The organism is Bradyrhizobium sp. USDA 3311 (genome assembly GCF_054062495.1).
Genome location: NZ_JBSSFI010000001.1, coordinates 2,268,046 through 2,294,067, shown reverse-complemented (window position 1 = coordinate 2,294,067; position 26,022 = coordinate 2,268,046). Strand labels below are relative to the sequence as shown.

Genomic DNA, 26,022 nt, shown 5'->3' with positions numbered 1-26,022 from the left:
ATTGGCTACGCTGAGGCGATGACAGGTTTTCCCCGCTACGCGATCTATTTTGCCGCCGGCGCCGACAGCGCGCTGACTCGCTTCGGCGCCGCGCTGCTCGGCTACGATGCCTACACCGGCGACGAGGTGCCGTTTCCGCCCGAGGCGCTGCGCGTTGCACCGGACTGGCGTGACGTCTCCGCCGATCCCCGCAAATACGGCTTTCATGCCACGCTGAAGGCGCCGATGGCGCTGACGCCCGGCAGCACCGAGGCGGAGCTTATGGCAGCCTGCGCGACATTCGCCGAAACGGCGCGGCCGATCCCGGCCATCCGCCCGATCGTAGACACCATCAGCGGCTTCATCGCCGTCATCCCGGCCGAGCCGGTCGATGCGCTCCAGCAGCTCGCCGCCGATTGCGCACGCGAGTTCGATTCCTTCCGCGCCGCTCTCTCCGCGGAAGACCGCGCACGCCGGAAGCCCGACAAACTCACCGAGCGGCAGCGCGATTATCTCGACCGCTGGGGTTACCCCTACGTCATGGAAGAATTTCGCTTCCACATGACCCTGACTGGGCGGCTGGATGCAGAGCGCCGCGGACCGATCCTGGAGATGTTGCGGACGCGGTTCGCGTCGCTTCGTCTCGACACGCTGGCGATCGACCGCCTCGCCCTGTTCAGGCAGGACGAGACCAGGGCGCGCTTCCGCATCATCGGCGAGTGGGCTTTGGCGCGATAGACCTCAGCGCCAGCTCGCAAGATTGAAGGCGAGCGCCACCGCGCCGACCAGAACGAGGCTGGTCGCCCAGACTGCATCCAGATTGAACCAGCTGCGCGAGACGAACCTCAATCCCAGATAGCGGTAGACCAGCCACGCCAGAGATCCGCCGGCGCTGACCATGGCGGCAACGTGCACCAGGGACACCAGCACCGCCATCCCGAGACTTGCCTTCATCAGCGCGCCCGCCGCCTCATGGCCGGCATCGAGCTCGAGGGCCTGGCAGAGCCCGAGATAGATCGGCACGAGCATCAAGGCCGCGCCGTGGGCAATGGCAACGGCGAATGACCAGAGCGCCAATTGCGTTGGCGGAATTCGTGCCAGCGCGCGGGGATGGCGCCGCTCGATCAGCCGATAGACACCGAAGCCGATGACGAGAAGGCTCGCACTGATCTGGATCGAACGCTGCCACTCGGCCAGCACGAGCAGGAACGCGAATGGCAGCAGCACGAGAAATGTTGCCAGGAGATGTCCGGCCGCCAGGGCCCACAACGCACGGAACAGCGCGCGTGGGTTCTTGTCCATGAGCCCGGCCGAAACAGCGAGCGGCCATCCCATTCCCGGGTTGACCCCGTGGTAGAGGCCGCTCGCAACAAGAGCGAGCCAAAGCCAGCCAAGCGCCGGGCTCGCGTGCGCCCCATCTAGACCGACGGGTAGCAAAAGGAATCCGTCGAACAATCGCCGCCCTCGAGCCTGATCTGGTGCGCACGATATCCGTCGGGGAAGCTCACGAAATAGTCCTTGTCGAGCTCGAGGCCGCCGTTGCCACCGACATTGGCCATGACTTCCACGCCCGGAACCCCCGTCGGGATAGAACTGATCGTCCCAGGTGGAATAGAGCGAATTGGTCCAGTACACGCGCCTGCCGTCGCGGCTGATCTCGACCATCTGCGGACCGGCCGCAAATGCCTTGCCGTTCGGATGGGGGGTGCGGCGCGCGATGCCGCCGATGTGGACCGAGCCCGCAAGCTTCGGCTTTCGCGGATCACTCACATCGTACTGGCGCATTTCACCCGTGCCCCAGCACGAGACATAGAGGAACCGGTCATCCATCGACAGGTCGATGTCGGTCACCAGCGGCGGCACGGCGCCAAATCCCTGCAGCAGCGGCGGGAGCTTCTCCTTTGGCGCGGGTTCGGGAGGGATCGTCGCCGTCTTCTCGGCATGGAATTTTCCACCTTCGCGCCACCAGGTCCAGATCGATGCTTCGAGGTTGGTGGTGTCGACCACGACGCCAACGAAGCCGTATTCGCGAACCGGATCGTGCGCGGGCCGCACCTCCAGTGCCATCTGATGATTGGCGCCGAGGTCGATGGTTTGCACATTGCGCCGGGCGCGAAGGTCCCAGAAGTGGAGACGATGGCCATATTTGTTCGACAGCAGATCTTCCGGGACGATCCCGTTCTCGAACTGCGGCGGCAACGCCCATTCGCTCGTCACCATGTAATCGCGCGGCAGATTCCACCAGAAGTCATAATGCAGCGTCTGCGGGCCACGGTCGATCTCCCATCGTCCAAGGACCTCGAACGTCTCGCAATCCATGATGAAGACGCCTGGAGGTCCGTTGGTGCCGTCCTTGCCGCCGCCGCCCAGCGTGCTGACATAGATGCCGTCCGGCCCGCAATGGATGGTATGCGGCCGCGAGTAGCCGGTCTTCTTGAAGACTTCCTCCGGTTCGATGATCTTGTGGATCTTGGCTTTGGTCGGATCGGGCTTGGTATCGATGATGTAGATCCGCGACGAGCGCAGCCCGGGGATGATGAGATAGCGCCGCTCGATGAAGGCGTGTCCGGCGAGCGGCGACAAGGCGGAAGAGCAGGCATTCCAGCCGAAGTGATGAAACTCGTCGCCTTTGTTGGGCATCGTCACGGTGTGGACGATCTGGCCATAGGTCGGCGATCCCGGCTTGACGTCGATGACCGCAAGAGCATCCGGCTTTGAGAAATCCGGACTGAGCAGCAACGTATAGGCAAAGTTCTCCGCAGGTGCTTCCATCGCAAGCTTGGGCGATGCGTGAAAGGTGGGATCCGGCCTCATCGTCATGGCACTGCCTCCCTGTTCTGTCGGTTCGCGCCAACCTGGCTCGGGACAGCGGCATAATGAAGAACTGGTGCGCGATGTCTTGAGCTGCTCCGCGGGCTTCGTTGGCGAGCCTACAATATGTCATCGCCGGGCTGCGGGAAACGGCCCGAGCCGCGCCAATTCGACGCCTTCCGCCAAATGGAAGCCGGCGGGATCAGGCCAGGGCCCCTCACACTCGGTGTCGTCCCGGCGAAGGCCGGGACCCATACCCCCAGGGAGGGGTTTGGCGAAGGCTAGTAGTAAAAGTCTTCCCGCGGTACCAACACCTGCGTTCACCGATAGATCACGCGGTATGGGTCCCGGCCTTCGCCGGGACGACGACTGGGGAATTGGCCGCTACTTCCCCCACCGCAGCGCCAGGGCATCCCGCTCCTTCGCCAGCTCCAGCAGCCCCGCGCGCGTCGCGGGATGCAGCGGCTGGAGCGGATGGCGCACGGCGTCCGATTTGATCACGCCGCCGGCCTGCATCATGGCCTTGCAGGCGATCAGGCCGCATTGGCGGTTCTCGTAGTTGATCAGCGGCAGCCAGCGCTCATAGGCGGCTTTCGCTTCCTCGCGCTTGCCGGCGAAATAGGGATCGATGATCTGGCGGATGCCGTCGGGATAGCCGCCGCCGGTCATGGCGCCGGTGGCGCCGGCGTCAAGATCGGCGAGCAGCGTGATCGCCTCCTCGCCGTCCCACGGGCCCTCGATATCCTTGCCGCCCGCCTCGATCAGGCTGCGGAGCTTTGCCGCGGCGCCCGGCACCTCGATCTTGAAATAGCGGATGTTGGAGAAGTCGCGCGACAGCCGGGCGAGCAGCTCGACCGACAGCGGCGTGCCGGCCACAGGCGCGTCCTGGATCATGATGGGAATATTGATCGCGCCGGAGAGCACCTTGAAGAATTCGACGATGCCCTTCTCCGGCACGCGAAACGTCGCGCCGTGATAGGGCGGCATGACCATCACCATGGCGGCACCGGCCGCTTCGGCCTGCTTGCTGCGCGCCGCACAGACGGCCGAGCTGAAATGGGTCGTGGTGACGATGACGGGAACCCGGCCCGCGACATGCTCCAGCACCGCATGCATCACGGTTTCGCGCTCGGCGTCGGTGAGCACGAACTGCTCGGAGAAATTGGCGAGGATGCAGAGGCCATTCGAGCCTGCATCGATCATGAAATCGATGCAGCGGCGCTGGCCCTCGAGGTCGAGCTCGCCGCGCTCGTCGAAGATGGTGGGCGCGACCGGGAACACGCCGCGATAGGGGCGCTGGGCCTTGTGGTGGGGCGTAACCGGCATCGAACTCTCCATCCCTGATATTCCTGCACATCTAGCGCCGCACTCGCGCGGCACGACAGATGTACTCGGGGCGCGGATCGGCGGCAATGCCGATCCGCGTTCCGTTGGAACAGGGATGTGAAAGTTACGCGGTCTTCACCGCGCCGAGGAAACCTTCGACCGCGACGCGGAGGCGATCGGCGTCTGCCGACATCTTCTTCACGGATTCCGACAGCACCGTGCCGGCGTTGCCGGTTTCCTGATTGAGCTTGGCGACGCTGCCGATGGTGTCGGTCACCTCACGGGTGCCTTGCGCGGCCTGCTGGAAGTTGCGCGAGATCTCGGTGGTGGCCGCCCGCTGCTGTTCGACGGCGGCCGCAATCGCGGTCATCTTCTCGTCGATGCCGCTGATGGCGCCGCCGATGGAACGGATGGCGGTTACCGCCTGACCGGTCGCGCCCTGGATCTCCTCGACCTGGCGGGAGATCTCTTCGGTGGCCGTCGCGGTCTGCGCGGCGAGACTCTTGACCTCGCCGGCGACCACGGCAAAGCCGCGGCCGGCCTCGCCCGCGCGTGCGGCCTCGATGGTGGCGTTCAGCGCCAGCAGATTGGTCTGGCCGGCAATGGCGTTGATCATCTTCACGACCTCGCCGATGCGGCTTGCGGTCTGGTCGAGGATCTCGACCGTGGCGTTGGTCCGCTCGGCCTGCGACACGGCTTCGCGGGCCTCGCGCGCGCTCGACTGCACCTGCGCCGAAATCTCGCCGACGGAGGCCGAGAGCTCCTCGGTCGCGGCGGCGATGGTCTCGAGATTGTTGGTGGCCTGCTCGGCAGAGGAGGCGACCGCCGCGGTCTGGCTGCTGGATTCCGAGACCAGCGTACGCACATCGGTCGCCGTCGCATCGAGCTCCCGCGCCGACGCGGCAACGCCGTGAATGACGGCCTGCACGGTGTCGTCGAAGCTGCGGCAGGCGGCATCGACGGTGCCGGAGCGGGCAAGCTGGAGCGCCTGCTGCGATTCGCGTTCCTGACCGAGACGCTCCGCGGTCGCGGCGCTCTCGCGCAGGCTCTCGAGCGCAGCCGCCATGGTGCCGAACTCGTCGGGATACCGGAATTGCGGAACCGGTGTCGCATAATCTCGCGCGCCGATGCGGGCGATGGCATCCAGAATGGCGCGCACCGGACGCATGAGGCGCGTGCGCACCACATAGACGCCGGCCAAGGTCACCGCGAGCGCCACAAGGAAGGCGAGCGACTGCACGACGAGATTGGTGAGGGCCTTGGCCTGAACGGCCTCGGCGCGCGCGATCGACTGGTCCAGCGCCTTGTTCGCGACCGCGACGATCGACGCGAACGGCGACTGGCACAGCGCATTCCATTCCGAGGCGGGCATCGCGGGCTTGCCGCTGCCGTCAAAATTCCTGGTGAGCTCTCCGATCTGCTTCAGGACGCCGTCGGTCTTGGCCTTCGCGTCCGACGCTGCCGTAACCAGCTCCGCCGTCACCTCGGGCGCAGCCAGCAACTCGGCCATCCCCGCCCAGCCAGAGGCGATCGTGCCATCCCATTGCGCCACCGACCGCTTCTGAACGTCGTCGAGCGGCTTGCTGCTGTTGACGTTCGAGCGCAGCGACGAACAATGGACCCCATAACGGTCGCGCACCTGCCAGGCAAAGCGGCGAACCTGAATCATGCGGGCGATGTAGGGATCGTTCATCCAGGCGCGGTTTGACACCGCAGTGGAGGCGAGATTCGCGGTGTCGATGACCTTGGTGACGGCATCGTACCAGACATTGGTACGCTCCATCTTGCGCTCGGCCCGCGGACGCTTGGCTTCGTCGTAGAACAACTCGAACTGCGGCGCGGCTTCGTTCCAGCGCTGCTTCAGCGTATTCGCGAGCTCGTCGCGCCGGTCGAATTCGATCGTGGAGAGCGCCGAAGCGATGGATTCATAGCCGGCCTGCTCGGCCTTCTCCGCGGCTCCCAACTTGGCGCGCGGCTCGTCCTCGCCGAGCAGCGCGCTCTGGGCATCGCCGCGATTGTTGCGCAGCGACAGCACGCCGTGGAAGATGGTCTTGTCGGCGGCGGCAAGCCGCGCGGTTTCGAGACTGTCGCTGTAACGGCCGAAGGCCCCGACCATCTGGATCGCCGTGCTGGCCAGCGCGCCGGCCGCAAGCAGGGCCATCAAGGTCAGAAGAAGCGAGCTTACCGATTTCTTAAACATTGCCATGAGGTCAAGGGGCCTACTCTTCAACGAGTGGCCACCTTGCATCGCAACCTGCCAATGTTTCGTTAAGGTTTTAGTCGATTTGAGCCGGCTCCGCCTGCACCCATTCGGGCGGCCCGCCGCTCCTTACGCGACTTTCGTAAAATCGGGCGCCCGGCGCTCGGCAAACGCCGTGAACGCTTCACGCGCCTCCGCGGTGCGCAGGCGCTGCGCGAACTGCTCGCCCTCCGCCTGCATCTGCGCGACCAGCGCCTCGCCGTTACGCATCAGCTTCTTGGTGGCGGTGAGCGCGCCGGCCGGCTGGAGGGCGAGACGCTGCGCCAGCGCGAGGGTCTCGGCGTCGAGCTTGTCGAGCGGGACAACGCGGTTGGCGAGCCCCCATTCCAGCGCAGCCTTCGCCGGCACCGTCTCACCCAGCGCAAACATCTCGTAGGCGCGGGCATAGCCGATGCGCGCCGGCATCAGCAGGCTGGAGGCGGCTTCCGGCACCAGCGCGAGGCTGACGAAGGGCGTGGACAATTGCGCGTTGTCGGCGAGCACGACGAGATCGCAATGCAGCAGCATCGTGGTGCCGACGCCGACGGCGCGGCCCTGCACGGCCGCAACCAGCGGCCGCGTGCAGCGCGCCAGCGACTGGATGAAGCGTATGACGTTGCGGCTGCCTTCCGACTTTCCGCTCGCAACGGCCGCGAACTCGCCGACGTCGTTGCCGGCGGTGAACATGTCGCCCTCGCCGCGGATCAGGATCACGCGGGCGGACGGATCGAATTCGGCGGATTCGATTGCATCCGCGAGCTTGCCGTACATCGCATCGGTCAGCGCGTTCTTCTTGTCGGGGCGCGCCAGGGTCAGCGTGAGAATTCCACCGTTGTTCTCGATCCGGACGTGCTCGGTCATTGGGCTCTCCTCTTATTCCTCTGGATCTCTTGCAGGGTCTCTTGGAAACTTGTCCTGAATGCTCGACAGCCAGCGCGCGACGATGTCGATCTCGGCGCTGGTAAATCCGTCCGTCAGCGCCGCGTTGATCTCCGCCGCCGAGGTTTTCGCCTGCGCCAGCACGGTACGCCCCTTCGGCGTCAGCCACACGCGCCAGGCGCGTCCGTCCTCGCGATCGGCCCGCCGCTCGATCAGCCTTGCGGCTGCGGTGCGGTCGACGAGGCCGGAAATCCCGGCCGGCCCCATATCCAGCGCCGCGCCTGCCTCTCCCATCAGGACGCCGTCCTGCCTGCCGAGGATGAACAACAGCCCCGCCTGCGCCGGCGTCACCTCGCTCTCGGGCTGCGCGGCCATCCAGCGCTGCAACCGGCGTTGTGCGACGTTGAGCAGGTAGATCAGCCGGTGATGCCTCGCTGCGGCGTCTTTATTTCGCATGCGAAATAGATAGCCGAGGCCGACCGGATTGTCAAAGGGGCGGCTGCCGGGACTAGGCAGCGCGACAGCCGTCCAGAAACAGCGCCGCGCAGATCTTGACGCGCCGCTCGATGTCCTTGCGTGACGGCAGCGCCAACCCGCCATAGATCGCCGCACGCTGCGGCGCCGACGCGACCATGCCGATCAGCATCCCGGCGGCCTCCTCGACGTCATCGAGCGCGATGCGCTTCTTCTTCACCTGGGCACGCAGCCAGCCGGCAAGCGCCGTGACGGTGCGGGAGATGCCGTTCTTGTAGAAATGGGCTGCAAGCTCCGGGAATGCGGCCGATTCCTGCAGCACCATGCGCTGCAACGCCACGACTTCCGGATCGAGCACAAGATCCGCGCAGGCCAGCAGCGCGGCGCGCAGGCCCTTTTCGATGTCGACCTCGTCGGTGGCCTGGAGATCGACCGCGGAGAGCAGCCGCTCGAGCCTGTCGGCGCACATCGCCTCGAACAGCGCGGCCTTGCCGGGAAACAGACGATAGAGCGTCTTGGTCGAGATTCCGGCGCGGCGCGCCAGCTCCTCGGTGCTGGTCGTCGCATAGCCGTCACCGGCAAAGGCCTGCCGTGCGGCGTCGAGGACGATTCCCTTCGTCTCCTCGTCGCTGCGCAGTTGCGGCCGCCCGCGGGGGCGGCATTCGCCTGACGATTTTGCCTGAGCCATGTTTTTAAATGATGCCTGTCATTCCATTGACAATTCCAAAGCTAGTCTCATTTTGGAAATTATCAAGTTTCCTAATTCAGGGGAGCCGGCCATGACCGTCCACACCACCCCGACTGCTGCCGCCCAGACCGCCCTTCCAGCGACCGCCCTGGAGGGCGTCCTGCCCGCCGCGCCGGTCCAGGTAAGCCGGAAAAAGCTCAATTTTCGCAAGCTGTTGCTGATGGGAGCCGCAGCCGTCGCGCTGGCCGGCGCCAGCTGGTACGGCTACGACTACTGGACCGTCGGCCAGTACCTCGTCTCCACCGATGACGCCTATGTGAAGGCCGACAACACCACGATCGCGCCGAAGGTCAGCGGCTATCTCAACCGGGTTCTGGTCGCCGATAACGAGCATGTGAAGGCCGGTCAGGTGCTGGCCCGGATCGACGACCGCGACTTCCGCGTCGCGCTTGACCAGGCCAGGGCCGATGTGCAGGCGGCGAACGCGACGATCACCAGCAAGGAAGCGCAGCTCGAGGTTCAGCAGGCGGTGATCAAGGCCGCGCGCGCCACGCTCGACGTTGACCAGGCCGCCCTCACCTTCGCCGCTCAGGACAACAAGCGCTACACCGATCTCGCCGCGACCGGCTCCGGCAGCGTGCAAAATGCGCAGCAGGCGCAATCGCGCATCGCCTCGGCGCAGGCGACGCTCGAACGCGACACCGCCAACCTCGCCTCCGCTCTCAAGCAGGTCGACCTGCTCAAGGCCGAGATCGTGCAGGCCAAGGCGGCGGCCGCGCGCGCGGAAGCCGTGCAGCACCAGGCCGAGCTGAACCTCGGCTATACCACCGTGATCTCGCCGATCGACGGCGTCGTCGGCAACCGCTCCTTGCGCGTCGGCCAGTTCGTGCAGGCGGGAACGCAGCTGATGTCGATCGTGCCGACTGATGGCGCCTATGTCGTCGCCAATTTCAAGGAGACGCAGCTCACCCACGTGCGGGCGGGACAGGCCGTCGACATCGAGGTCGACATGTTCCCGGGCCAGATCGTGCACGGCCGCGTCGATTCCATCGCACCCGCCAGCGGCCAGGAATTCGCGCTGCTGCCGCCCGACAACGCCACCGGCAATTTCACCAAGGTGGTGCAGCGCATCCCGGTCAAGATCGCGCTCGACGCCGCGCATGGCCCCGCGATTGCGCTCCGGCCCGGCATGTCCGTGATCCCGACCATTGCAACACGTTCGACCGCGCCGGCCGCGAATGCGGCCGCCGCGCCCAAAGCGAAGCTCGTCTCCGGAGGGTCGTGCCATGTCAAACAGCCTTTCAATTTCGACGCAAGCAGCACCGGCCGCGACGCCTGATCGCGCCGTCGCCGATCCCAACCGCGCGAGCGCCGCGACCTGGATCGCCGTGCTCGCCGCCATGATCGGCTCGTTCATGGCAATCCTGAACATCCAGATCACCAACGCCTCGCTGCTCAACATCGAGGGCGGCATCGGCACCGGCGCGGACAACGGCTCCTGGATCTCGACGTCGTATCTGATCGGCGAGATCATCGTGATCCCGCTGACCGACTATTTGAGCCGCGTGTTCTCGTTCCGCCGCTACATGCTGGCGAGCGCGTCGCTGTTCGCCGCCTTCTCGGTCGCCTGCGCCTTCACGCACGACCTGCCGTCGATGATCGCGATGCGCGGACTGCAAGGCTTTGCCGGCGGCGTGCTGATCCCGATGGCGTTCACGCTGGTGCTGACCAAGCTGCCGAAGCCGCAGCAGCCGGTGGGGCTCGCGATCTTTGCGCTGTCCGTGACCTTCGCCCCGGCGATCGGCCCGACCATCGGCGGCTATCTCACCGAAACCTACGGCTGGCGCACCATCTTCTTCGTCAACGTGATCCCGACCGCGGTGATGGTGGCGGCGCTCTATCTGACGCTGGAGAAGCAGAAGATGCAGCTCGGCCTCCTGAAGGAGGGCGACTGGGCCGGCATCTTCACCATGGCGATCGGACTGTCGGCGCTGCAAGCGGTGCTGGAGGAAGGCAACAAGGACGACTGGTTCTCCTCGCCCTTCATCGTCAAGCTCGCGGTGATCGCTACCGTCAGCCTGACGCTGTTCGTCACGATCGAGCTCACGATCGAAAAGCCGCTGATCCGGCTGCGCCTCCTCGCTCAGCGCAATTTCGGCTTCGGCACCGTCGCGATGACCATGGTCGGCTTCGCGCTGTTCGGCTCGGTCTACATCCTGCCGGCCTATCTCGGCCAGGCGCAGGGCTATAACGCCGAGCAGATCGGCAACGTGCTGGCCTGGACCGGCCTGCCGCAGCTCGTGCTGATCCCGCTGATCCCGAAACTGATGCAGCGCTTCGACACGCGCTACATCGCGATCACCGGCCTTCTGATCTTCGCCTATAGCTGCTTCATGAACACGGCGATGTCGCCGGACTATGCCGGCGACCAGCTCTGGATCCCGAACATCGTGCGCGCCGTGGGGCAGGCGATGGTACTGACGCCGCTGACCTCGGTGCTGACGGGCGGCATCGCACCGCAGGATGCGGCCGCAGCCTCCGGCATCAGCAACATGTTCCGCAACCTTGGCGGCGCTATCGGCACGGCGACGCTTGCCACCATCATCACCAAGCGCGAGCAATTCCACTCCAACATCATCGGCCAGTCGGTCACGCTCGGCCGCGAGGAGGTCCGCAGCCGCATCGCGCAGATGACGGACTACTTCATCGCGCACGGCGTGCCCGACCCCCATGCCGCGCGCGAGCAGGCCATCATCGCGCTCGGCAAGACCGTGAAGCGCCAGGCGCTGGTGATGGGCTATTCCGACACCTTTGCGGTGATCGGCGTCGTGCTGGTGCTCGCCGCGATCGCGGTCCTGCTGACGCGGCGGGTGAAGGCGGCGGGTGGGCCGGCGCATTGAGCCGTTCCGTTGACGTCCTCAGTGCTCTGCCGTCAGATGCTGCGCGATCTCGTCGATCGGATGCCTGGTGAGATCCTTGTGGACCTCGGCGATGATGCGCGCCTTGACGTCGGCATGAAGGGCTTCGCGCAGATCGGCCAGCGTTCGCGGGGGGGCCACGACAACAAGCGCCTTCACGTCGCGCTCGCGAACGAGCTGTTCCATTGCGCCTGCCACGCGCCGCGCGAAGCGATGCTGCTCGAGATGGTGCCAGTCGGCGGCCTCGACCGCGGTTCTCTGTCCCATTGGGCTATTCAAGCGGCCCGGACGATCGGTGCCCTGCTCACGCGTGGGCGGATTCTCATCCTCGTGCACTTGCTCCATCTTCAGGCTTGGATGCAACGGATTGCCGTCGTTGCGCAGGAACAGGGCCTTGCGGCCGTCGCCAACAAACACGAGCGCGTTGTGAGGGATGTTCAGCAGCCTCATATCGATGCTCCGGCGTTGCCAGCCGAACATTCAAACTCTCGTTTGCCGACGAGGTTAACTCAAATCAATGCGAGTCAGTCGCCGGAAAACGGTCCGCAATACTTACCGATGTCTGCATGCCCGAGCTCGCATCCTGGCCACTGCGGCCGCGCTTCCGAATTTGAGACAAATCAAGGACAGGCTGTAAGCACCGATGGAGGTTTGGCGCATTGAACGAGCTCTATCTCTGAAGGAGAGAGATCATGGCAAACGAAACCAAGCTCCCCGTCACCAAGAAAACCAACGAACCCGCATTTGGCGGCGAAACGTGGCGACCGTTCGAGGCGCTCCGCAAGGAAGTCGATCGGCTGTTCGAGGATTTCGGCACTGACGATTTCTGGCGCCGCCCGTTCCATTCGCTCGCCGGCTTCGAGCGCAATTTGGCACAGAAGCTCGTGAGCACACCGGCCGTCGATGTCACCGAAAGCGACAAGGCCTATGAGATCACGGCCGAATTGCCCGGAATGGACGAGAAGGACATCGAGGTGAACGTCGCCAATGACGGGCTCATCATCAAGGGCGAGAAGAAATTCGAGAGGGAGGAGAAGCAGAAGGACTATTACGTCTCCGAGCGACGCTATGGTTCCTTTGAACGCCACTTCGGCCTCCCCAAGGATGTCGAAGCCGACAAGATCGAAGCGTCGTTCAGAAACGGCGTGCTTAAAGTGACGCTGCCGAAGACGGCGGAAGCGCAGAAGCCCGCCAAGAAGATCGAGGTCAAGGCGGCCTGACCCCCAGGCATCGGCGCGAGGCCGCCAAGGCGCAGCGGCCTCGCGGGATTTGCGCTGATCTCACTGCGCGCAGAAATAGCTCGACGCCTCCGTCACCGCACCCGCCTTGTAATGCGGCCAGGCCGGCCAGCGGCACAGCGGCAGCGCCCGCGTCACCGCGAACAACGGCCCTTCGACCTTTTGCTCGGTGACCTCCAGGTCGCCGGGCGCCTTGCCGTTCTCGACCCAGTCGACCAGCACGCTCAGCATGTCGACATTGGCCGGCGCGCCGGAACCGACATGGTCGACGCCGGGCGCCGTGTAGAGCCTTGCGAACAACTCCGTCGTCGCCGAGCCCATCAGGCGCTCGACGCTTTCGAAATAGCGGATGCCGGCATAGGGATTCTGCGCATAATCGGCCATGTGCTCGAGCACGATCAGCCGGCCGCCGCGGGCGCGGAAGCGGCTGAGATCGGGGTCGGTCGAGTCCATCAGGCTGGAGACCTCGAGCAGCCGCGCCTTGTGCGCCTCCGGCTTGTAGGTCGTGACGTCGAGATTGGGATCTCGCGCGAACACATACCGGATGCCGCCGGCGCCGTAGATCCAGGCGATGCCGTTGTTGGGCGCGGGCGGCTGCGCCGGCGGCGCCGTGCCGAGCCACCACGCGACCCAGCCGCCGGTCGGACCGGCAGCCGGCGTGTCCTCACCCGACACGCCCCAGCCCGGATAGTCGTCGAGGCCGTTGGCGAGCGCGAACGGGAATTTGTAGGTCGCATGCAGCGTGTTGACCGCCTTGATCTGCGCCTCGGTCAAACACTGATCCCCGCTCTTGCCGGCCTCACAACGCAGCGTCTCGACCTTGAATGCCGCCTTGCAAGATACGGGATCCTGCACCAGCGCATCGACGGAACCGTCGGCCTTGTCGCACGCCGCGCGCACGGCATCGCCGACGAGCTTGACTTGCGCCGGGTTGATCCAGCCCTCGCCCATGGTCACGAGGCCCGAACGCGTGCCGGCATGCTGCAGGCCGACCCAGTTGATGACAGGCACGCGGGCAAAGATCCCGTCGAAATCATCGGGGTAGCGCTGCGCCATGGTGAGGCCTTCGCGACCGCCCTCGGACGAGCCCATGAAGTACATCTTCTCGGGCGTCCTGCCGTAGGCGCGCTGCATCAGCGCGACGGCAACGTCGCGAACCTTTTTGTAGGCACGATGGGCGAAGTTCTCGAAGGCTTCGTCGTTGAGCGCGAACACCTGCGGCGGCTCGCCCGGCCTGGACTCATGGCCGGAATCGGTACCGTAGGTGACGAAGCCGCGCGCGAGCGGCGAGGGCTTGTCGAACGGATAGGCCGGCGGCAGCGAAAGGCCGGTGATCAGCACGCCGTTGAAGCCGCCGCCGCCATATTGCACCGAGCGGCCGTTCCATTCGACCGGCAGGTTGACCTGAAACTTGATCGGCGGCGCCTTGGGATCGACGGGATCGATATGGCCGAGCACCTTGCAGAAGCCGGGATTGGCCGGCGTGATGCGCCCCGATGGTGTCGGGCCGCGCTCCGCAACAGCGAGTTGCGACGGCGCCTGCAACGTCGCAGAATCGATCTTCACGGCATCGACGCCGCCGACGAGCCCCTTGCAGACCGTGTCGGCATCCTCCACCAGCGTCACCGCCGACGCGCTGCTCGCGCCCATCGCCGCCGCCGCGCCCACGAGCCATGCGCACAGCTTCACTCTCTTTCGCGTCATCGTTTCCACCCGGCGTTCGCTGTTTGTTGGATTTGGCCAGTTGGCCGCATTGAATGCAACCTTCAACGTTCCGTCAATCGCTCACGTTCGCATTTTGATCAGAACGATCCGAACGCGCTGCCCAGCGCGATCACGGCGACCAGCGCCAGCAGCGACGTCACGATGCCGACCATGACGATGTCGAAATAGCTGTCACGGTGCGTCAGGCCGCAGATCGCGAGCAGGCTGACCACCGCGCCATTGTGCGGCAGGATGTCCAGCGTCCCCGAGCCGATCACCGCGACTCGATGCATCAGCGAGAGCTCGATCCCGGTGCGTGCGGCGAGTTCGACATAGGTCGGGCCGAGCGCTTCGAGCGCGATGGTCAGCCCGCCCGATGCCGACCCGGTCAGCGCGGCCAGGATGTTGGTCGCGACGGCGAGCGAGACCAGCGGTCCGCCCTCGATCGCCAACACCCAGTCGCGCACGATCGTGAACGCCGGCAGCGAGGCGACGACCGCACCGAATCCGACGAGGCTGGCGACGCTGAACGCAGGCAGCACCGACGCATTGGCCCCGGCGTCCATGGTCCGGCGAAGCGCCGGCAGGCGGGCCCAGTTGAGTGCGATGGTGGTGACGATGGCCGTCGCCAGCGCCACCGCGACCGACCACACGCCCGCGACGGCCGCGAGCGACGTTTCGCCAAAACGCTGCTCGGCGAGATAGCTGACATCGAGCCGCGGCAGCACCACCAGCGACATCACCAGATTCACGGTGACGACGACGACCAGCGGCGCGATGGCGTTCAGCACAGGCGAAGGCCGGTCGCTGCGATGACCGTGTTGTAGTTCAGCCGGATCGAACTCGCGCGCGGTCGTTGCGCGCTCGCGCACGAGTTCGTCGGCGGCGGCCTGCTCGATCAAGCCGTCGGCATCGTCGCCATAGCCTTCTCCGGCGCGGCGGGCTGCTGCCTCGGCGCGATGCAGCCACCACAACCCCGCGCCAAGCATGATGAGGGAGGCGGTGATGCCGAGGCCCGGTGCGGCGAACGGCGTCGTCCCGAAGAACGGCATCGGGATCGCATTCTGGATCGACGGCGTGCCTGGCAGGGCCGACATCGTGAAGGTCGACGTTCCCAGCACGATCGCGGCCGGGATCAGGCGGCGCGGGATCGAAGCCGCGCGAAACAGCGAACGGGCCATGGGAACGATGACGAAGAACGCGACGAACAGGCTGACGCCGCCATAGGTGACCAGCGCGCCGGCGAGAACGACCGCCAGGATCACGCGCCGCTCGCCAAGGCGCTCCGCCATGAAGCCGGCGACCGACGTCACCGCGCCGCTGTCATCCATCAACTTGCCGAAGACGGCACCAAGCAGAAAGATCGGGAAGAACTGCGCCAGAAATCCCGCAGCATTCACCATGAAGACTTGCGTCAGGTTCGCAAGCAACGGTTCGCCGCCGAACAGGGCAGCAACGAGTGCCGCGAACGGCGCGAGCAGAAGCACGCTCCAGCCGCGAAAGGCAAACAGGACAAGCAGGCCGAGCCCGACGAGGAGGCCGAGGAGACCCATGTCTCAGCACTCCGTCAGGAGGACGTCGAGATCGGCGGTCGATTGCCGGCCGATGTCGGCCCCATGCTCGGCGAGAAACGCGTCCGCGGCCATGCGCCCTTCGGCGCGCAGCATCGAGACGAATTCCCATTCCGCGTTGAGTTTCGACGACGCGCCGAACTTCGTCAGCATGTCGCTCTTGATCCGGTGCGTCCGCATCTTCGCCCAGCGCGCGCCTTCGCCGCTGCCGGGGTCGGCCGCCTGGCGCAGCAGCGCGATCATCCGCAGTTCCTTCATCAGCGGCGAGTTGAACGAGATTTCGTTCAGCCTGTTGAGGATTTCCGCCGCTGTCCGCGGTTCCTCCGGCCGCTCGGTCGGATTGATCTGGACGAGGATGGTGTCGTGCGCGTCGCTCTCGCGAACCAGCGGCGTGATTGTCGGATTGCCGGCGAAGCCGCCGTCCCAATACGGCTCGCCGTCGATCTCGATGGCACGGAACATGGTCGGCAGGCAGGCCGATGCCAGCAGCACATCCGCCGTGATCTCCGCGTTGCGGAAGATGCGGCCGCGTCCGGTGCGCACCCGCGTCGCGGTGATGAACAGCTGGATCGGCGAACGCACGAGGCGTTCGAAATCGATGCTCTCGGCCAGCACCGCGCGCAGCGGATTGTAGCCGGTTGGATTGAGGTCGTAGGGCGACAGCACGCGCGACATCAGATCGGTGAGGATGTAGAAGGGCGACGTATCGAGGGTCCAGCGTCCCATCAGCCGGTCGAGCGGCGAGCGTTGCAGCGGACTGAAGGCAGCGGCCCTGGAGACGCGGCGCCAGTATTGTTCGAGCGCCTCGCGCGCGCCCTCGGCGCCGCCGGCCGTCCAGCCATCCGCCAGCACCGCCGCATTCATCGCGCCTGCGGAGGTTCCGGAGATCGCGGCGATCGTGAGCCATCTCTCTTCCAGCAGGCGGTCGAGCACGCCCCAAGCGAAGGCGCCGTGCGAACCGCCGCCCTGAAGCGCGAGATCAATCAGTACGGCGTCCCGTTCCATGGCGGACACTCACGCAACTGAAGCTCAAATTCGACGCGATTCTTGACCACGTCGAATTCGAGCGCAGTGTGAGAGCAGTTGCCAAAAGATGCAACCGGAACGTGGGGCCGTTTAGTGCTCGAATACCAGCCTTGCGCCGACCGTGCCGTCGAGAGCGCGGATCTGCTGGAGCAATTCGCCCGAATCCTGGCCGCCGAGATCGGCATCGAGCACGACGTAGCCGAGGTCGCCGGCGGTCTCCAGATATTGCGCCGCGATGTTGATGTCGCGCTGGAGGAAGACCTCGTTGAGCCGCCGCAGCATGCCCGGCACGTTGCGATGGACATGGCTGAAGCGCGCGCCGGAGGGACGCAGATGCAACTGCACCTCCGGGAAGTTCACCGCACCCATGGTCGAGCCGGTGATGAAATAGTCGACCAGCTTGCGCGCGACCTCGCCGCCGATGCGCTCCTGCGCCTCCTCGGTCGAGCCGCCGATATGCGGGGTAAGGATGACGTTGCCGAGGCCCTGCACCGGGCTCTTGAAACGATCGGAATTCGACGACGGCTCGACCGGAAACACGTCGATGGCGGCACCGGCGATGTGACCGTCGCGCAAGGCGCGCGCCAGCGCATCGAGATCGACCACGGTGCCGCGGCTGTTGTTGATCAGGAAGGAGCCCGGCTTCATCGCCCGCAGCTCCTTCTCGCCGATCATGCCTGATGTCTCCGGCGTCTCCGGCACGTGCAGGCTGACGACGTCGCTCTGCGCCAGCAGCTCCTCGAGCTTCTCGACCGGCTCGGTGTTGCCGTGGCGGAGCTTGTCGGTGCGGTCGTAATAGATCACCCGCATGCCCATGGCCTCGGCCAGGGTCGAGAGCTGCGAGCCGATATTGCCGTAGCCGATGATGCCGAGGGTGCGGCCGCGGACCTCGCGGCTGCCGGTCGCGGACTTGTCCCAGCCGCCGTCATGGGCCGAGACCGAGCGCGGGAAAATCTGCCGCAGCAGCATCACGATCTCGCCGATCACGAGTTCGGCGACGCTGCGCGTGTTGGAGAACGGGGCGTTGAAGACGGGAATACCGCGCTTGCGCGCCGCCAGCAGATCGACCTGGTTGGTGCCGACGCTGAAGCAGCCGACCGCAAGGAGCTGATCGGCGGCCGCCAGCACGTCGTCGGTAATCTGGGTGCGCGAGCGGATGCCGAGCAACGACACGCCCTTGAGCGCCTGGCGCAGCGCCTCGCCGTCCAGCGCCTTGGTCAGCCGCTCGACATTGGCAAAGCCCGCGCTCCGGAACAGGTCCACGGCACTGTCATTGACGCCTTCGAGCAGCAGCGCCTTCGCGCTCCGCTCAGGGCTTTGGCCTGGGGCTGGCATAGAATCTCCTAAAATCGCGGCTTTGCCGCAGCTCATAAACCGCGGACGGTGCACAGCACAATAGGGGTTGGATACGGGGAGAAGATGGCGGGAGCGGGAGAGGCAATTTCGCTACCAGCCCCATCATCCTGAGGTGCGAGGCCTGTGGTGCGGATGCACCGCAGGGCGAGCCTCGAAGGATGAACGGCCCGGATGCAGCCCGGCCGTCGCCCTTCAAGGGCCGCTAAGAAGCGGCCACCTCAGGGTGACGGTGAGAGAGGATCACTCGCGTCGAGAAGCACTTGCGGCCGCTGCGCCTCAAATCACATAAAACCCGTGCGTTCCATCGCGGCGGAGTTGTTCGACGAGGCCATACTCCCAGTCGAGATAGGCCTGCATCGCACCTTCCGCGACATCGGTCCCCTCATAGGGACGGCGATAGCGGTGCGCCGGATCCGGCTTCGGCAGCACGAGCGACGGGCCGACCTCCAGCGCGCCGTCATAGCCGCCTTCGAGCACGTACACCTCCCAGCCCATCTGCGCGAGCCAGGATGCCGTCATGTCAGCGCGGACGCCCTTGTCGTCGGTCAGGAGGATGCGTGCGCCACGCACCGGTGCGGCCATGTCGGTCTCCTGGACAAGCTGGCCGCCGGGATAATGGCGGAAGCCCGGAAGGTGGCCGGCCGCGTATTCCTCCGCATCGCGCACGTCGAAGCGGTAGAGCGTGCGATCGGTCTGCGCCGCGAGCGTCGCCGCCTCGCCTGCGCCGATGTGGCGGACGCCGGCGCGATAGGCGACGTCGCGGGCATTGGCCGGGCCGCCCTCGAACGGCCCGATCGCGCCGCGCCGGTCGGCGCCGTGGTTGAGCGCATGCCGCGCCAGCGTCCAGCCGATGGTGCCGTTGCGCAACGCCCGCACCTTGTTGGGCACGCCCGCATTGATCAGCGACTGGGTGCCGATGATCGAACGGGTGCGGCCGGCACAATTGACGATGATGGTGGTGTCGGGATCGGGCGCGGCCTGGCCTGCCCGCAGCACAAGTTCCGCGCCGGGCACGCTGACCGAGCCCGGAATGTTCATGGTCGCATATTCGTCGAAGCGGCGGACGTCGAGGATCGCGATGTTGGCCTTGTCCGCGATCAGTTTTGCCACTTCGTCGGCACTGAACGACGGCGTGTGACGTCGCGCCTCGACCAGCTCGCCGAACGCTTTCGAATAGGAATTGACGTCCTCGAACACCTGATAGCCCGCATCGCGCCAGGCCCTCAGCCCGCCATCGAGCGCACGGACATTGCTGTAGCCGAGCGCCGCAAGGCGCTCTGCGCCCGCCGCGACCAAACCCTCACCGTCATCATAGAGCACAACCGCAACGTCCTTGCGCGGCAGTCTCACCTCGGCCTCAATCGCGATCCGGTCCGCGGCCATGTTGGCCGCGAACAGCGGATGGCCGGTGGCGAAGGCGGCCTCGTATCTGAGATCGAGCAGCGCGATCTCCTCGCGCAGCAGCAGCGCGCGGCGGATATCGGCGGGAGTGACGGTCGAAAGCTTCATGGCGTGAACCTTGAGAGGACAGGCCATGGGCTTTTGAACGATCGCAGGCGAGTTGGCTAGTCTTTCCGGCGCAGCTCACTCGCCGGGAACGAGGCGCCCGAGCGGCGGCTGTGCAGGACGCCGCAACCTGCGGCGCGACAGGTAGAGCAGGAGACCGGTGATCGCGAACAGCGGCATCAAGGCCGCGGCAATCATGAACGCGAGCTTGCCCGGCCACCCCAGGATCGCACCACGATGGATGTCGTACACGGCCGCGATGATCTTCTCGCCGAAGGTCTTGTCGGCGTAGCGATCCGCGGCGACCAATTGACCGGTAGCGGCCTCAACGCGGAATTCGTCGCGCGTGGCCTCGAGCGTCGAATCCTTGCCCCACGACCGGATCCGTATCGCCGTGCCGGGGCCGGCGGGCAGCGTCAGCAGGGCCCTGGAGAAGCGGTCGCCCTCCTCGCGCTGGAACGTAGTCCATGCCTGGTCGAATCCGATCGGCCGGGCCGGCTCGGAAACGGCCGCCACGCGCGGCGCCTTTGCAGGCATCTTGGGCTGCATCTTCGCGGCTGCCACATGCGGGCGCGACAGCAGCCAGGCGACGCCGTCCTTGTACCAATCGAACGAGTACCAGAGCCCGGTGAGCGTCATCACCAGATAGATCGGAAGAACCCAGGTGCCGATCACCGCATGCAGCGTTCGGTGCAGACCGCGTCCGCTGAGTCCGAGATTGGGCTTCAGCCACATCTTCACGCTGCCGGCACGGCGCGGCCAGCGCAGCACGAGACCCGAAACCAGCATGACGATCAGGCCGAGCGCGGCCACGCCGGTGACCTGGCGCCCCCAGCCCTTGGCATCGCCGGGGATGAGCAGCCAGCGATGCAGCCTGCGCACCGTCGCGAAAAATTCCTCGCCCCGCGGCGAGCCCAGCACGCGCGCGTCATAGGGATCGACATAGAGCGAAGCCGGCCGCCCACCCTGCTCATCGCGGCCGAAGCGGACATGCACCGCCGCGGCCGGATCGCTCGACAGAGTGACGGCCGAGACCTTGCCGAAATCCTGGGCCGCCTTCAGCCGCGCGACCAGTTCGTCCGGCATCAGCGCCGGCGTGGACCGCGGCAAGACCTGCATGATGCCGGCGTTCAGATGGTCGACGATCTCGTCCTCAAAACTCATGATCGCGCCGGTCAGCGCGATCAGGGACAGCAGCAGCGCGAGAGCCAGGCCCGCAATGGAGTGGACCTGGCGCAGGACGGCCTTAATGTTGTGCCCCAACCGCGCTGCCATCGCTAGAACTTCAACGTCGCGGACAGAGAGACACGGCGAGCATCGCCGATGGCGACGTTCAGATTGTTGACGGCGGAAGGATAGTAGACGGTGTCGAACAGGTTCTTGACGTTGAACTGATAGACGACCGGGAACTGCTCGTACTTGGTCTCGTAAGTCGCGAAAATGTCCGCGACGACATAGGACGGCAGGAAGAAGGTGTTGGTCGAATCGCCGGGACGGTCGCCGACATAGCGCGCGCCGCCACCGAGCCGGAGCTGACCCGGCAAGGCTGTGCCAAAATCATAGACCAGATAGAGCGAGGCCGTGTTCAGCGCGACGTTCTGCAGCTTCTTGCCGTAGAGCGTCGGATCTTCGGACGCCGTCACCCGCGCATCGGTGTAGCCATAGCTGCCGATCAAGGCCCAGCTGTCGGTGAGCCTGCCGGTGACGTCCAACTCGATGCCGCGCGAGTGGGCACGGCCGACGGTGTGGAGCTCCACCACGCCCGCGCTGTTCGTCTTCGTCGTCTGCACGTTCTTCTTGTCGAGATCGTAGAGCGCAAGTGTACCGGAGATGCGCTTGTTCAGATCGAACTTCACGCCAGTCTCGTATGACACGCCTTCTTCTGGCGCGACGTTGGAGTCGATCGTGACGCCGATCGGGGCAATGGTCGAGTTCGGCTTCAGTGACTCGGTATAGCTCGCATAAAGCGAGACCTGGTCGGTCAGCTTGAAAATGGCGCCGCCGAGCGGAAGCACCTTGTCCTGGGACACGTTGGTGTTGGTGACGAACGGCTTTCCGCGGCCGGCGATCTGGTCGTAGTCCATGTAGCGCACGCCGCCGACCAGTGCGAACCGTTCGGTCAGATGCAGCGTGTCCTGGAAGAATAACGACCATTGGCCGAGCTTGTCAGTCTGGGCGCTGTCGCTGTTCGAGGCCGTCGTCCCCGGCCCGATCAGCCCGTAGACGGGATTGTAGACATTGAAGGCGGGAGTTGCCTGCCGGATCAGAACGTCGCGGTAGATAGTGCGATACTGGCCGTCGCCGCCGAACACCACGTCATTGCGCATGTTGCCGAGCCAGAAGCCACCGGAGATGTAGGACGTTCCGTAGCTGACATTGCTGAGCGAGCTCCCTGTGCCGTCATTGCTGCGCGTCTCGGCACCCGTCGCGAAGTTGATGCCGGTGATGCGGAGCTGGTTGGCGCTGAAGGTTTCGGTGTTGTAGCTATAGCCTGCGTAGAGCTTCCAATCCTGGTTGAAGCGGTGCTCGACCGACGCCTGCATCAGGTCGGAGGTGCCCCATGTGTTGTTGAAGGGCTCGTCGAGCCGGCGGTCGGCTGGAACTGCCAGCGGCGCTTTCGTCACCGGATTGAATGCGGTGCCGCGATCGAACGGATAGATGAATTCGCGATGCTCGTAGTTGAGCTGGACCGTGGTGTCCTGACCGTACCAGGCCAGCGACGGCGCGACCAGCATCTCGCGGTGACGGCCGAAATTGCGCCAGTAATCCTCGCTGACGCCGTAGCCAATGAAGCGATAGGCAAGGCCCTGGTCGCCGATCGGACCGGTGACGTCGAGCAGGCCGTCGGCGCCGGTCTTGGAGGCACTGAAGGCCGAGCCGAGCAGCGTCACCGAGCCGTGCTGGTAGAGCTCCGGACGCTTGCTGATGGTGTTGACGATGCCGCCGGGATCCATGATGCCGTAGAGCAGCGAAGCCGGTCCTTTCAGCACCTCGACGCTTTCGACCGCGGCGTTCAGGCTGCGGCCCTGCACCAGCGGCATGCCGTTGCGCATGATCGAGCCGTCGCGATTATCGCCGAAGCCGCGGCGGATCACCGCGTCCTGGCTGCCGGCGAGCGTGTTAGTCTGGGTGATGCCGCTGATATTGATCAGCGCGTCGTCGATGTTGCGCGGGAGCTGGTCCTTCAACACCTGCTCGGGAACGATGTTGACGGCCTGCGAGGTATCGAGCGGCGAGGCGCCGCTGCGCAGCGTGGTCGCACTCGGCATCGCACGGTAGCCGAGCTTGGCGGCTTGCTGCGCGGCGGCCTCCGCGGCCGCGCGCTCGGATATTGTCGGCGCTGCCGGCGCGGCATTGCGATTGCGTTGGCGCGCGGCGGTCTGGGTGCGGCGTGAAGTCTCCTCCGATGCACGCGCCGGCTTCGGCCGCTGTGCCGGCGCCTCCACCGTCACCGGCGGCAGGGCCGATTGCGCCTGCGCGCTCGTCGTGTTGGAGGGATATTCGGCGAGCAGCACGGCTGCTCCGATGAGAAGACCTGCACGGCTCTTGCCGGCACGAATTCGATGACCGCTGACGCGGCCACCCAGATGAGCACGCACTCTCGATTCACTTCCAAGTCAGACACAGCATTGAAGCTGGCGCGTCTAACAGCCGTTGCGAATGAAGAGAACCGTAGGCGGGCTTGAATCCCTCTAGTGTTGAATGGTTCTAAGCGCGGATGGACGCGGAACAGCAATCAAGGATTGCTCTCGCGCCGATCGCGACACGCTGCGCGCGAAATCCGCGGCGGCTTGTCGCAACGTTGCGGGATTTCACACGACGGCAGGAGCCATCAGTTCGTCGAGCTTCCGCTTGGACGCAGTGCCGTCCGACAAGGCCCGGAGCGGCGGGCGCACGCGCAGCCACGCTGCATCGCCCGTCTGCGCCGCAAGGATCGCCTTCAGCGTTGCGAGGAAGGATGGCGTCTTCACCACGACGTCGATCGCGGCCTGCATGCGTGCTTCGACATCCTTGCCGTCGATCATCGCCTTGACCAGCTCCGGCGCAACATTCGCCATGCCGCAGATGGTGCCGGCGCCGCCGGCGGCGATGGCGCGGGCGATGTCGGCTTCATTGCCGACGGTGATGGCGAGCTCCGGGCTAGCTGCGCGGAACGCCTGGAACTGCTTGAAGTCGCCGCTAGAGTCTTTCAGGCCTGCAACCAGCTTGCCGTAGCGCTTGCGCAAGCTTGCGGCGACCGTGGTCGGAATCGCAACGCCGGAGATCTGCGGGATGTGATAGAGCGAGGCACGCAGGCGATCGTCGGCAACGCCATCGATGATCGCAGCGAAGGCATCCTCGATACCCTCGGGCGTGACGCTGCGGTCGAAGTAAGGCGGCAACAGCAGCACGTGGCGCAGGCCGAGGCCGAGCACGGCACGCGTCAGCGCGATACTGTCGCTGACGGCGGGGAAGCCGCCGCCGATTCCGATGCGCGCCGGCGCGACGCCGGCCTTGAGCATGGCTTCGATGGTCGCCACGCGTTCGGCGACGTTGAAGGAGGTACCCTCGCCGGTGGTGCCGAACAGCACGACACCGTCGACGCCTTTGCTGAAGAGCTGCTTGGCGTGGGCGGCGAGCCGGGCGTGATCCACGCCACCGTCGGTCGCCAGCGGCGTCGCCGACGCCACCCAGAACCCGCGAATCGCCTCCGTCATCACACCACCCTTTGCTGCGGTCTCGGACTAAGCCTCTGATCCCTAACGATCTTCCGGGCTCAGCGGAGACTTGTTTTTGCTTTACTTTTCACCTTGTACCTTACATACAAGACAGACGCAAATCCCCGTCGCGCAGCAGGCGCGCGACAGACGCGGCCAGATTTTGAGGAGGTCTTGCATGGACATGGTGACCCCTGTGGAGCGTCCCGACCAATTGCTCGCGGCCTTGCGCGACAAGCTCGGCGCGGCCGCCGTGCTGACCGGCACCGATGTGCCTGCGCGCAATTGCAACGACTGGAGCGCGAGCCTGCCGCAAACGCCGCGGGCGGTGATCCGTCCGCTCGATGCCCAAGGCGTTGCCGATGCGATTCTGGCCTGCCGGCAGGCACGTCTGCCCTTCGTGCCGCAGGGCGGATTGACCGGGCTGTGCCGCGGTGCCTCGCCTGAAGCGGGCTGGGTCGCGATTTCGCTGGAGCGCATGACCGGCATCGAGGAGATCGATCGCGCGTCGATGACGATGACGGTGAAGGCGGGCACGCCGCTGGAGACGATCCAGAAGGCCGCGGACGAGGCCGGCTTCTTCTTTCCGCTCGACCTCGGCTCGCGCGGCTCGTGCGCGATCGGCGGCAACCTCTCCACCAATGCCGGCGGCAACCGCGTGATCCGCTACGGCATGACGCGCGAGCTGGTGCTCGGCCTGGAGGTGGTGCTGCCTGATGGCACCATCATCACCAATCTCAACAAGCTGATGAAGAACAATGCGGGCTACGACCTGAAGCATCTGTTCATCGGCTCGGAAGGCACGCTCGGCATCATCACCCGCGTGGTGCTGAAACTGTTCCCGAAGCCGCGCTCGACCATGGCGGCGCTCTGCGCGCTGAAGGATTATGCGGCGGTGATCGCACTGCTGGACGCCGCGCGTTCGGGACTTGGCCCGTTGCTGTCGGCGTTCGAGGTGATGTGGCCGGATTATTGGGACGTGATCACGACGCGCGCCGGCGTGAAGCCGCCGGTCGCCGCGGGTCACGGCCTCTACGTGCTGGTGGAAGCGCAGGGCACCGACGAAAGCCTGGATGCGCCGCGCTTCCAGAGCTGGCTCGAGGAATTGATGGAGCGCGGGCTCTTGGCCGATGCCGCCGTCGCGCAATCGCTGGCGCAGACGCAAGCCTTCTGGCGGGTGCGCGACATCTGCGCCGAGTTCGGCCAGGTGCTGGGCCCGCACATCTCCTACGACATCGGCCTTGCGGTTAAGCGGATGGACGAGTTCGTCACGCGCTGCAAGGCCGCACTCGCCGACGGCATCAAGGGCTGCGAGAGCGTCTATTACGGCCATATCGGCGACGGCAATCTGCACCTCGTGTCCTGGGTCACCGGGCTTTCCGTCGAGCAGCAGCCGAAGGAAGAGATGGACGCCATCATCTATGGTCTCGTGCGCGAGATGGGCGGCAGCGTCTCCGCCGAGCACGGCATCGGCACGCTGAAGAAGAAGTGGCTGGGCCATGCCAGGAGCGAGGCGGAGATCGCGCTGATGCGGACGCTGAAGGCCGCGCTCGATCCCGATCATCTGCTCAATCCCGGCAAGGTGATCTGACCGGCTGCACAGTGATGGG

Annotated in this window: 20 protein-coding genes and 1 pseudogene; 5 read left to right on the top strand and 16 right to left on the bottom strand. The window is 65.6% G+C overall.

Translation table 11 applies throughout. The features are described 5' to 3' along the window. The first annotated feature begins 18 nt into the window (after positions 1-18). Entirely contained in the window at positions 19-717 is a 699-nt protein-coding gene (locus tag ACVWW6_RS10760) for a DUF1045 domain-containing protein (RefSeq protein ID WP_456680696.1), read from the top strand. Positions 718-720: 3 nt separating this feature from the next. Here ACVWW6_RS10760 and ACVWW6_RS10755 read toward each other — a convergent pair whose 3' ends face one another. From ACVWW6_RS10755 to ACVWW6_RS10725, 7 genes and pseudogenes are all read right to left on the bottom strand, one after another. After that, the gene (locus ACVWW6_RS10755) at positions 721-1,314 is read right to left on the bottom strand and encodes a hypothetical protein (protein ID WP_456680695.1); all 594 of its coding nucleotides are present in this window, start codon (positions 1,312-1,314) and stop codon (positions 721-723) included. A gap of 83 nt (positions 1,315-1,397) precedes the next feature. Next, a pseudogene (locus tag ACVWW6_RS10750) lies at positions 1,398-2,799 on the bottom strand (selenium-binding protein SBP56-related protein). Between the two features lie 375 nt (positions 2,800-3,174). Further along, entirely contained in the window at positions 3,175-4,116 is a 942-nt protein-coding gene (locus ACVWW6_RS10745) for a dihydrodipicolinate synthase family protein (protein WP_211433668.1), read from the bottom strand. A gap of 124 nt (positions 4,117-4,240) precedes the next feature. Next, positions 4,241-6,322 (bottom strand): methyl-accepting chemotaxis protein, encoded by a 2,082-nt coding sequence (locus tag ACVWW6_RS10740; protein WP_456680694.1) that lies wholly within the window; start codon positions 6,320-6,322, stop codon positions 4,241-4,243. A gap of 123 nt (positions 6,323-6,445) precedes the next feature. Continuing rightward, positions 6,446-7,216: an enoyl-CoA hydratase gene (locus ACVWW6_RS10735; protein ID WP_456680693.1), complete on the bottom strand. Its 771-nt coding sequence runs from the start codon at positions 7,214-7,216 to the stop codon at positions 6,446-6,448. Between the two features lie 12 nt (positions 7,217-7,228). Continuing rightward, positions 7,229-7,690, bottom strand: a complete 462-nt coding sequence (locus ACVWW6_RS10730; RefSeq protein ID WP_456680692.1) for a MarR family winged helix-turn-helix transcriptional regulator — start codon at positions 7,688-7,690, stop codon at positions 7,229-7,231. Between the two features lie 52 nt (positions 7,691-7,742). Next, the gene (locus tag ACVWW6_RS10725) at positions 7,743-8,396 is read right to left on the bottom strand and encodes a TetR/AcrR family transcriptional regulator (RefSeq protein ID WP_456680691.1); all 654 of its coding nucleotides are present in this window, start codon (positions 8,394-8,396) and stop codon (positions 7,743-7,745) included. 91 nt (positions 8,397-8,487) lie between these two features. Here ACVWW6_RS10725 and ACVWW6_RS10720 point away from each other — a divergent pair, with 91 nt between their 5' ends. Both ACVWW6_RS10720 and ACVWW6_RS10715 read left to right on the top strand, forming a co-directional pair. Further along, complete coding sequence (locus tag ACVWW6_RS10720) at positions 8,488-9,735, top strand: HlyD family secretion protein (protein ID WP_456680690.1); 1,248 nt, start codon at positions 8,488-8,490, stop codon at positions 9,733-9,735. Next, positions 9,683-11,296 (top strand): MDR family MFS transporter, encoded by a 1,614-nt coding sequence (locus tag ACVWW6_RS10715; RefSeq protein WP_456680689.1) that lies wholly within the window; start codon positions 9,683-9,685, stop codon positions 11,294-11,296. Before ACVWW6_RS10720 ends, ACVWW6_RS10715 begins: the two co-directional genes overlap by 53 nt. Before the next feature lie 18 nt (positions 11,297-11,314). Here the strand turns inward: ACVWW6_RS10715 and ACVWW6_RS10710 are convergent, their stop codons facing one another. Further along, positions 11,315-11,794 carry a baeRF12 domain-containing protein gene (locus ACVWW6_RS10710; RefSeq protein ID WP_074077605.1) on the bottom strand — a complete coding sequence of 160 codons (480 nt, stop codon included), beginning with the start codon at positions 11,792-11,794 and terminating at the stop codon, positions 11,315-11,317. A 212-nt stretch (positions 11,795-12,006) separates the two neighbouring features. Here ACVWW6_RS10710 and ACVWW6_RS10705 point away from each other — a divergent pair, with 212 nt between their 5' ends. Continuing rightward, complete coding sequence (locus ACVWW6_RS10705; RefSeq protein WP_456680688.1) at positions 12,007-12,534, top strand: Hsp20/alpha crystallin family protein; 528 nt, start codon at positions 12,007-12,009, stop codon at positions 12,532-12,534. Positions 12,535-12,594: 60 nt separating this feature from the next. On the opposite strand, the gene ACVWW6_RS10700 is transcribed toward ACVWW6_RS10705, so the two are convergent. The 8 genes from ACVWW6_RS10700 to ACVWW6_RS10665 form a co-directional block, all read right to left on the bottom strand. Further along, positions 12,595-14,256, bottom strand: a complete 1,662-nt coding sequence (locus tag ACVWW6_RS10700; protein ID WP_456680687.1) for a tannase/feruloyl esterase family alpha/beta hydrolase — start codon at positions 14,254-14,256, stop codon at positions 12,595-12,597. 98 nt (positions 14,257-14,354) lie between these two features. Further along, a complete protein-coding gene (locus ACVWW6_RS10695; RefSeq protein WP_456680686.1) occupies positions 14,355-15,809 on the bottom strand; it encodes a GntP family permease in 1,455 nt (484 codons plus the stop codon). Positions 15,810-15,812: 3 nt separating this feature from the next. Continuing rightward, positions 15,813-16,832 (bottom strand): patatin-like phospholipase family protein, encoded by a 1,020-nt coding sequence (locus tag ACVWW6_RS10690; protein ID WP_038966094.1) that lies wholly within the window; start codon positions 16,830-16,832, stop codon positions 15,813-15,815. 111 nt (positions 16,833-16,943) lie between these two features. Then, the gene (serA, locus tag ACVWW6_RS10685) at positions 16,944-18,188 is read right to left on the bottom strand and encodes a phosphoglycerate dehydrogenase (RefSeq protein WP_028175507.1); all 1,245 of its coding nucleotides are present in this window, start codon (positions 18,186-18,188) and stop codon (positions 16,944-16,946) included. A 297-nt stretch (positions 18,189-18,485) separates the two neighbouring features. After that, entirely contained in the window at positions 18,486-19,718 is a 1,233-nt protein-coding gene (locus ACVWW6_RS10680; protein ID WP_456680685.1) for a rhodanese-like domain-containing protein, read from the bottom strand. Positions 19,719-19,793: 75 nt separating this feature from the next. Further along, positions 19,794-20,990 (bottom strand): PepSY-associated TM helix domain-containing protein, encoded by a 1,197-nt coding sequence (locus tag ACVWW6_RS10675; RefSeq protein WP_456680684.1) that lies wholly within the window; start codon positions 20,988-20,990, stop codon positions 19,794-19,796. 2 nt (positions 20,991-20,992) lie between these two features. Next, a complete protein-coding gene (locus ACVWW6_RS10670) occupies positions 20,993-23,314 on the bottom strand; it encodes a TonB-dependent siderophore receptor (RefSeq protein WP_456680683.1) in 2,322 nt (773 codons plus the stop codon). Between the two features lie 213 nt (positions 23,315-23,527). After that, the gene (locus tag ACVWW6_RS10665) at positions 23,528-24,412 is read right to left on the bottom strand and encodes a dihydrodipicolinate synthase family protein (RefSeq protein WP_456680682.1); all 885 of its coding nucleotides are present in this window, start codon (positions 24,410-24,412) and stop codon (positions 23,528-23,530) included. Positions 24,413-24,590: 178 nt separating this feature from the next. On the opposite strand from ACVWW6_RS10665, the gene ACVWW6_RS10660 reads away from it, so the two are divergent. After that, a complete protein-coding gene (locus tag ACVWW6_RS10660; protein ID WP_456680681.1) occupies positions 24,591-26,003 on the top strand; it encodes an FAD-binding oxidoreductase in 1,413 nt (470 codons plus the stop codon). Positions 26,004-26,022: the final 19 nt, after the last annotated feature.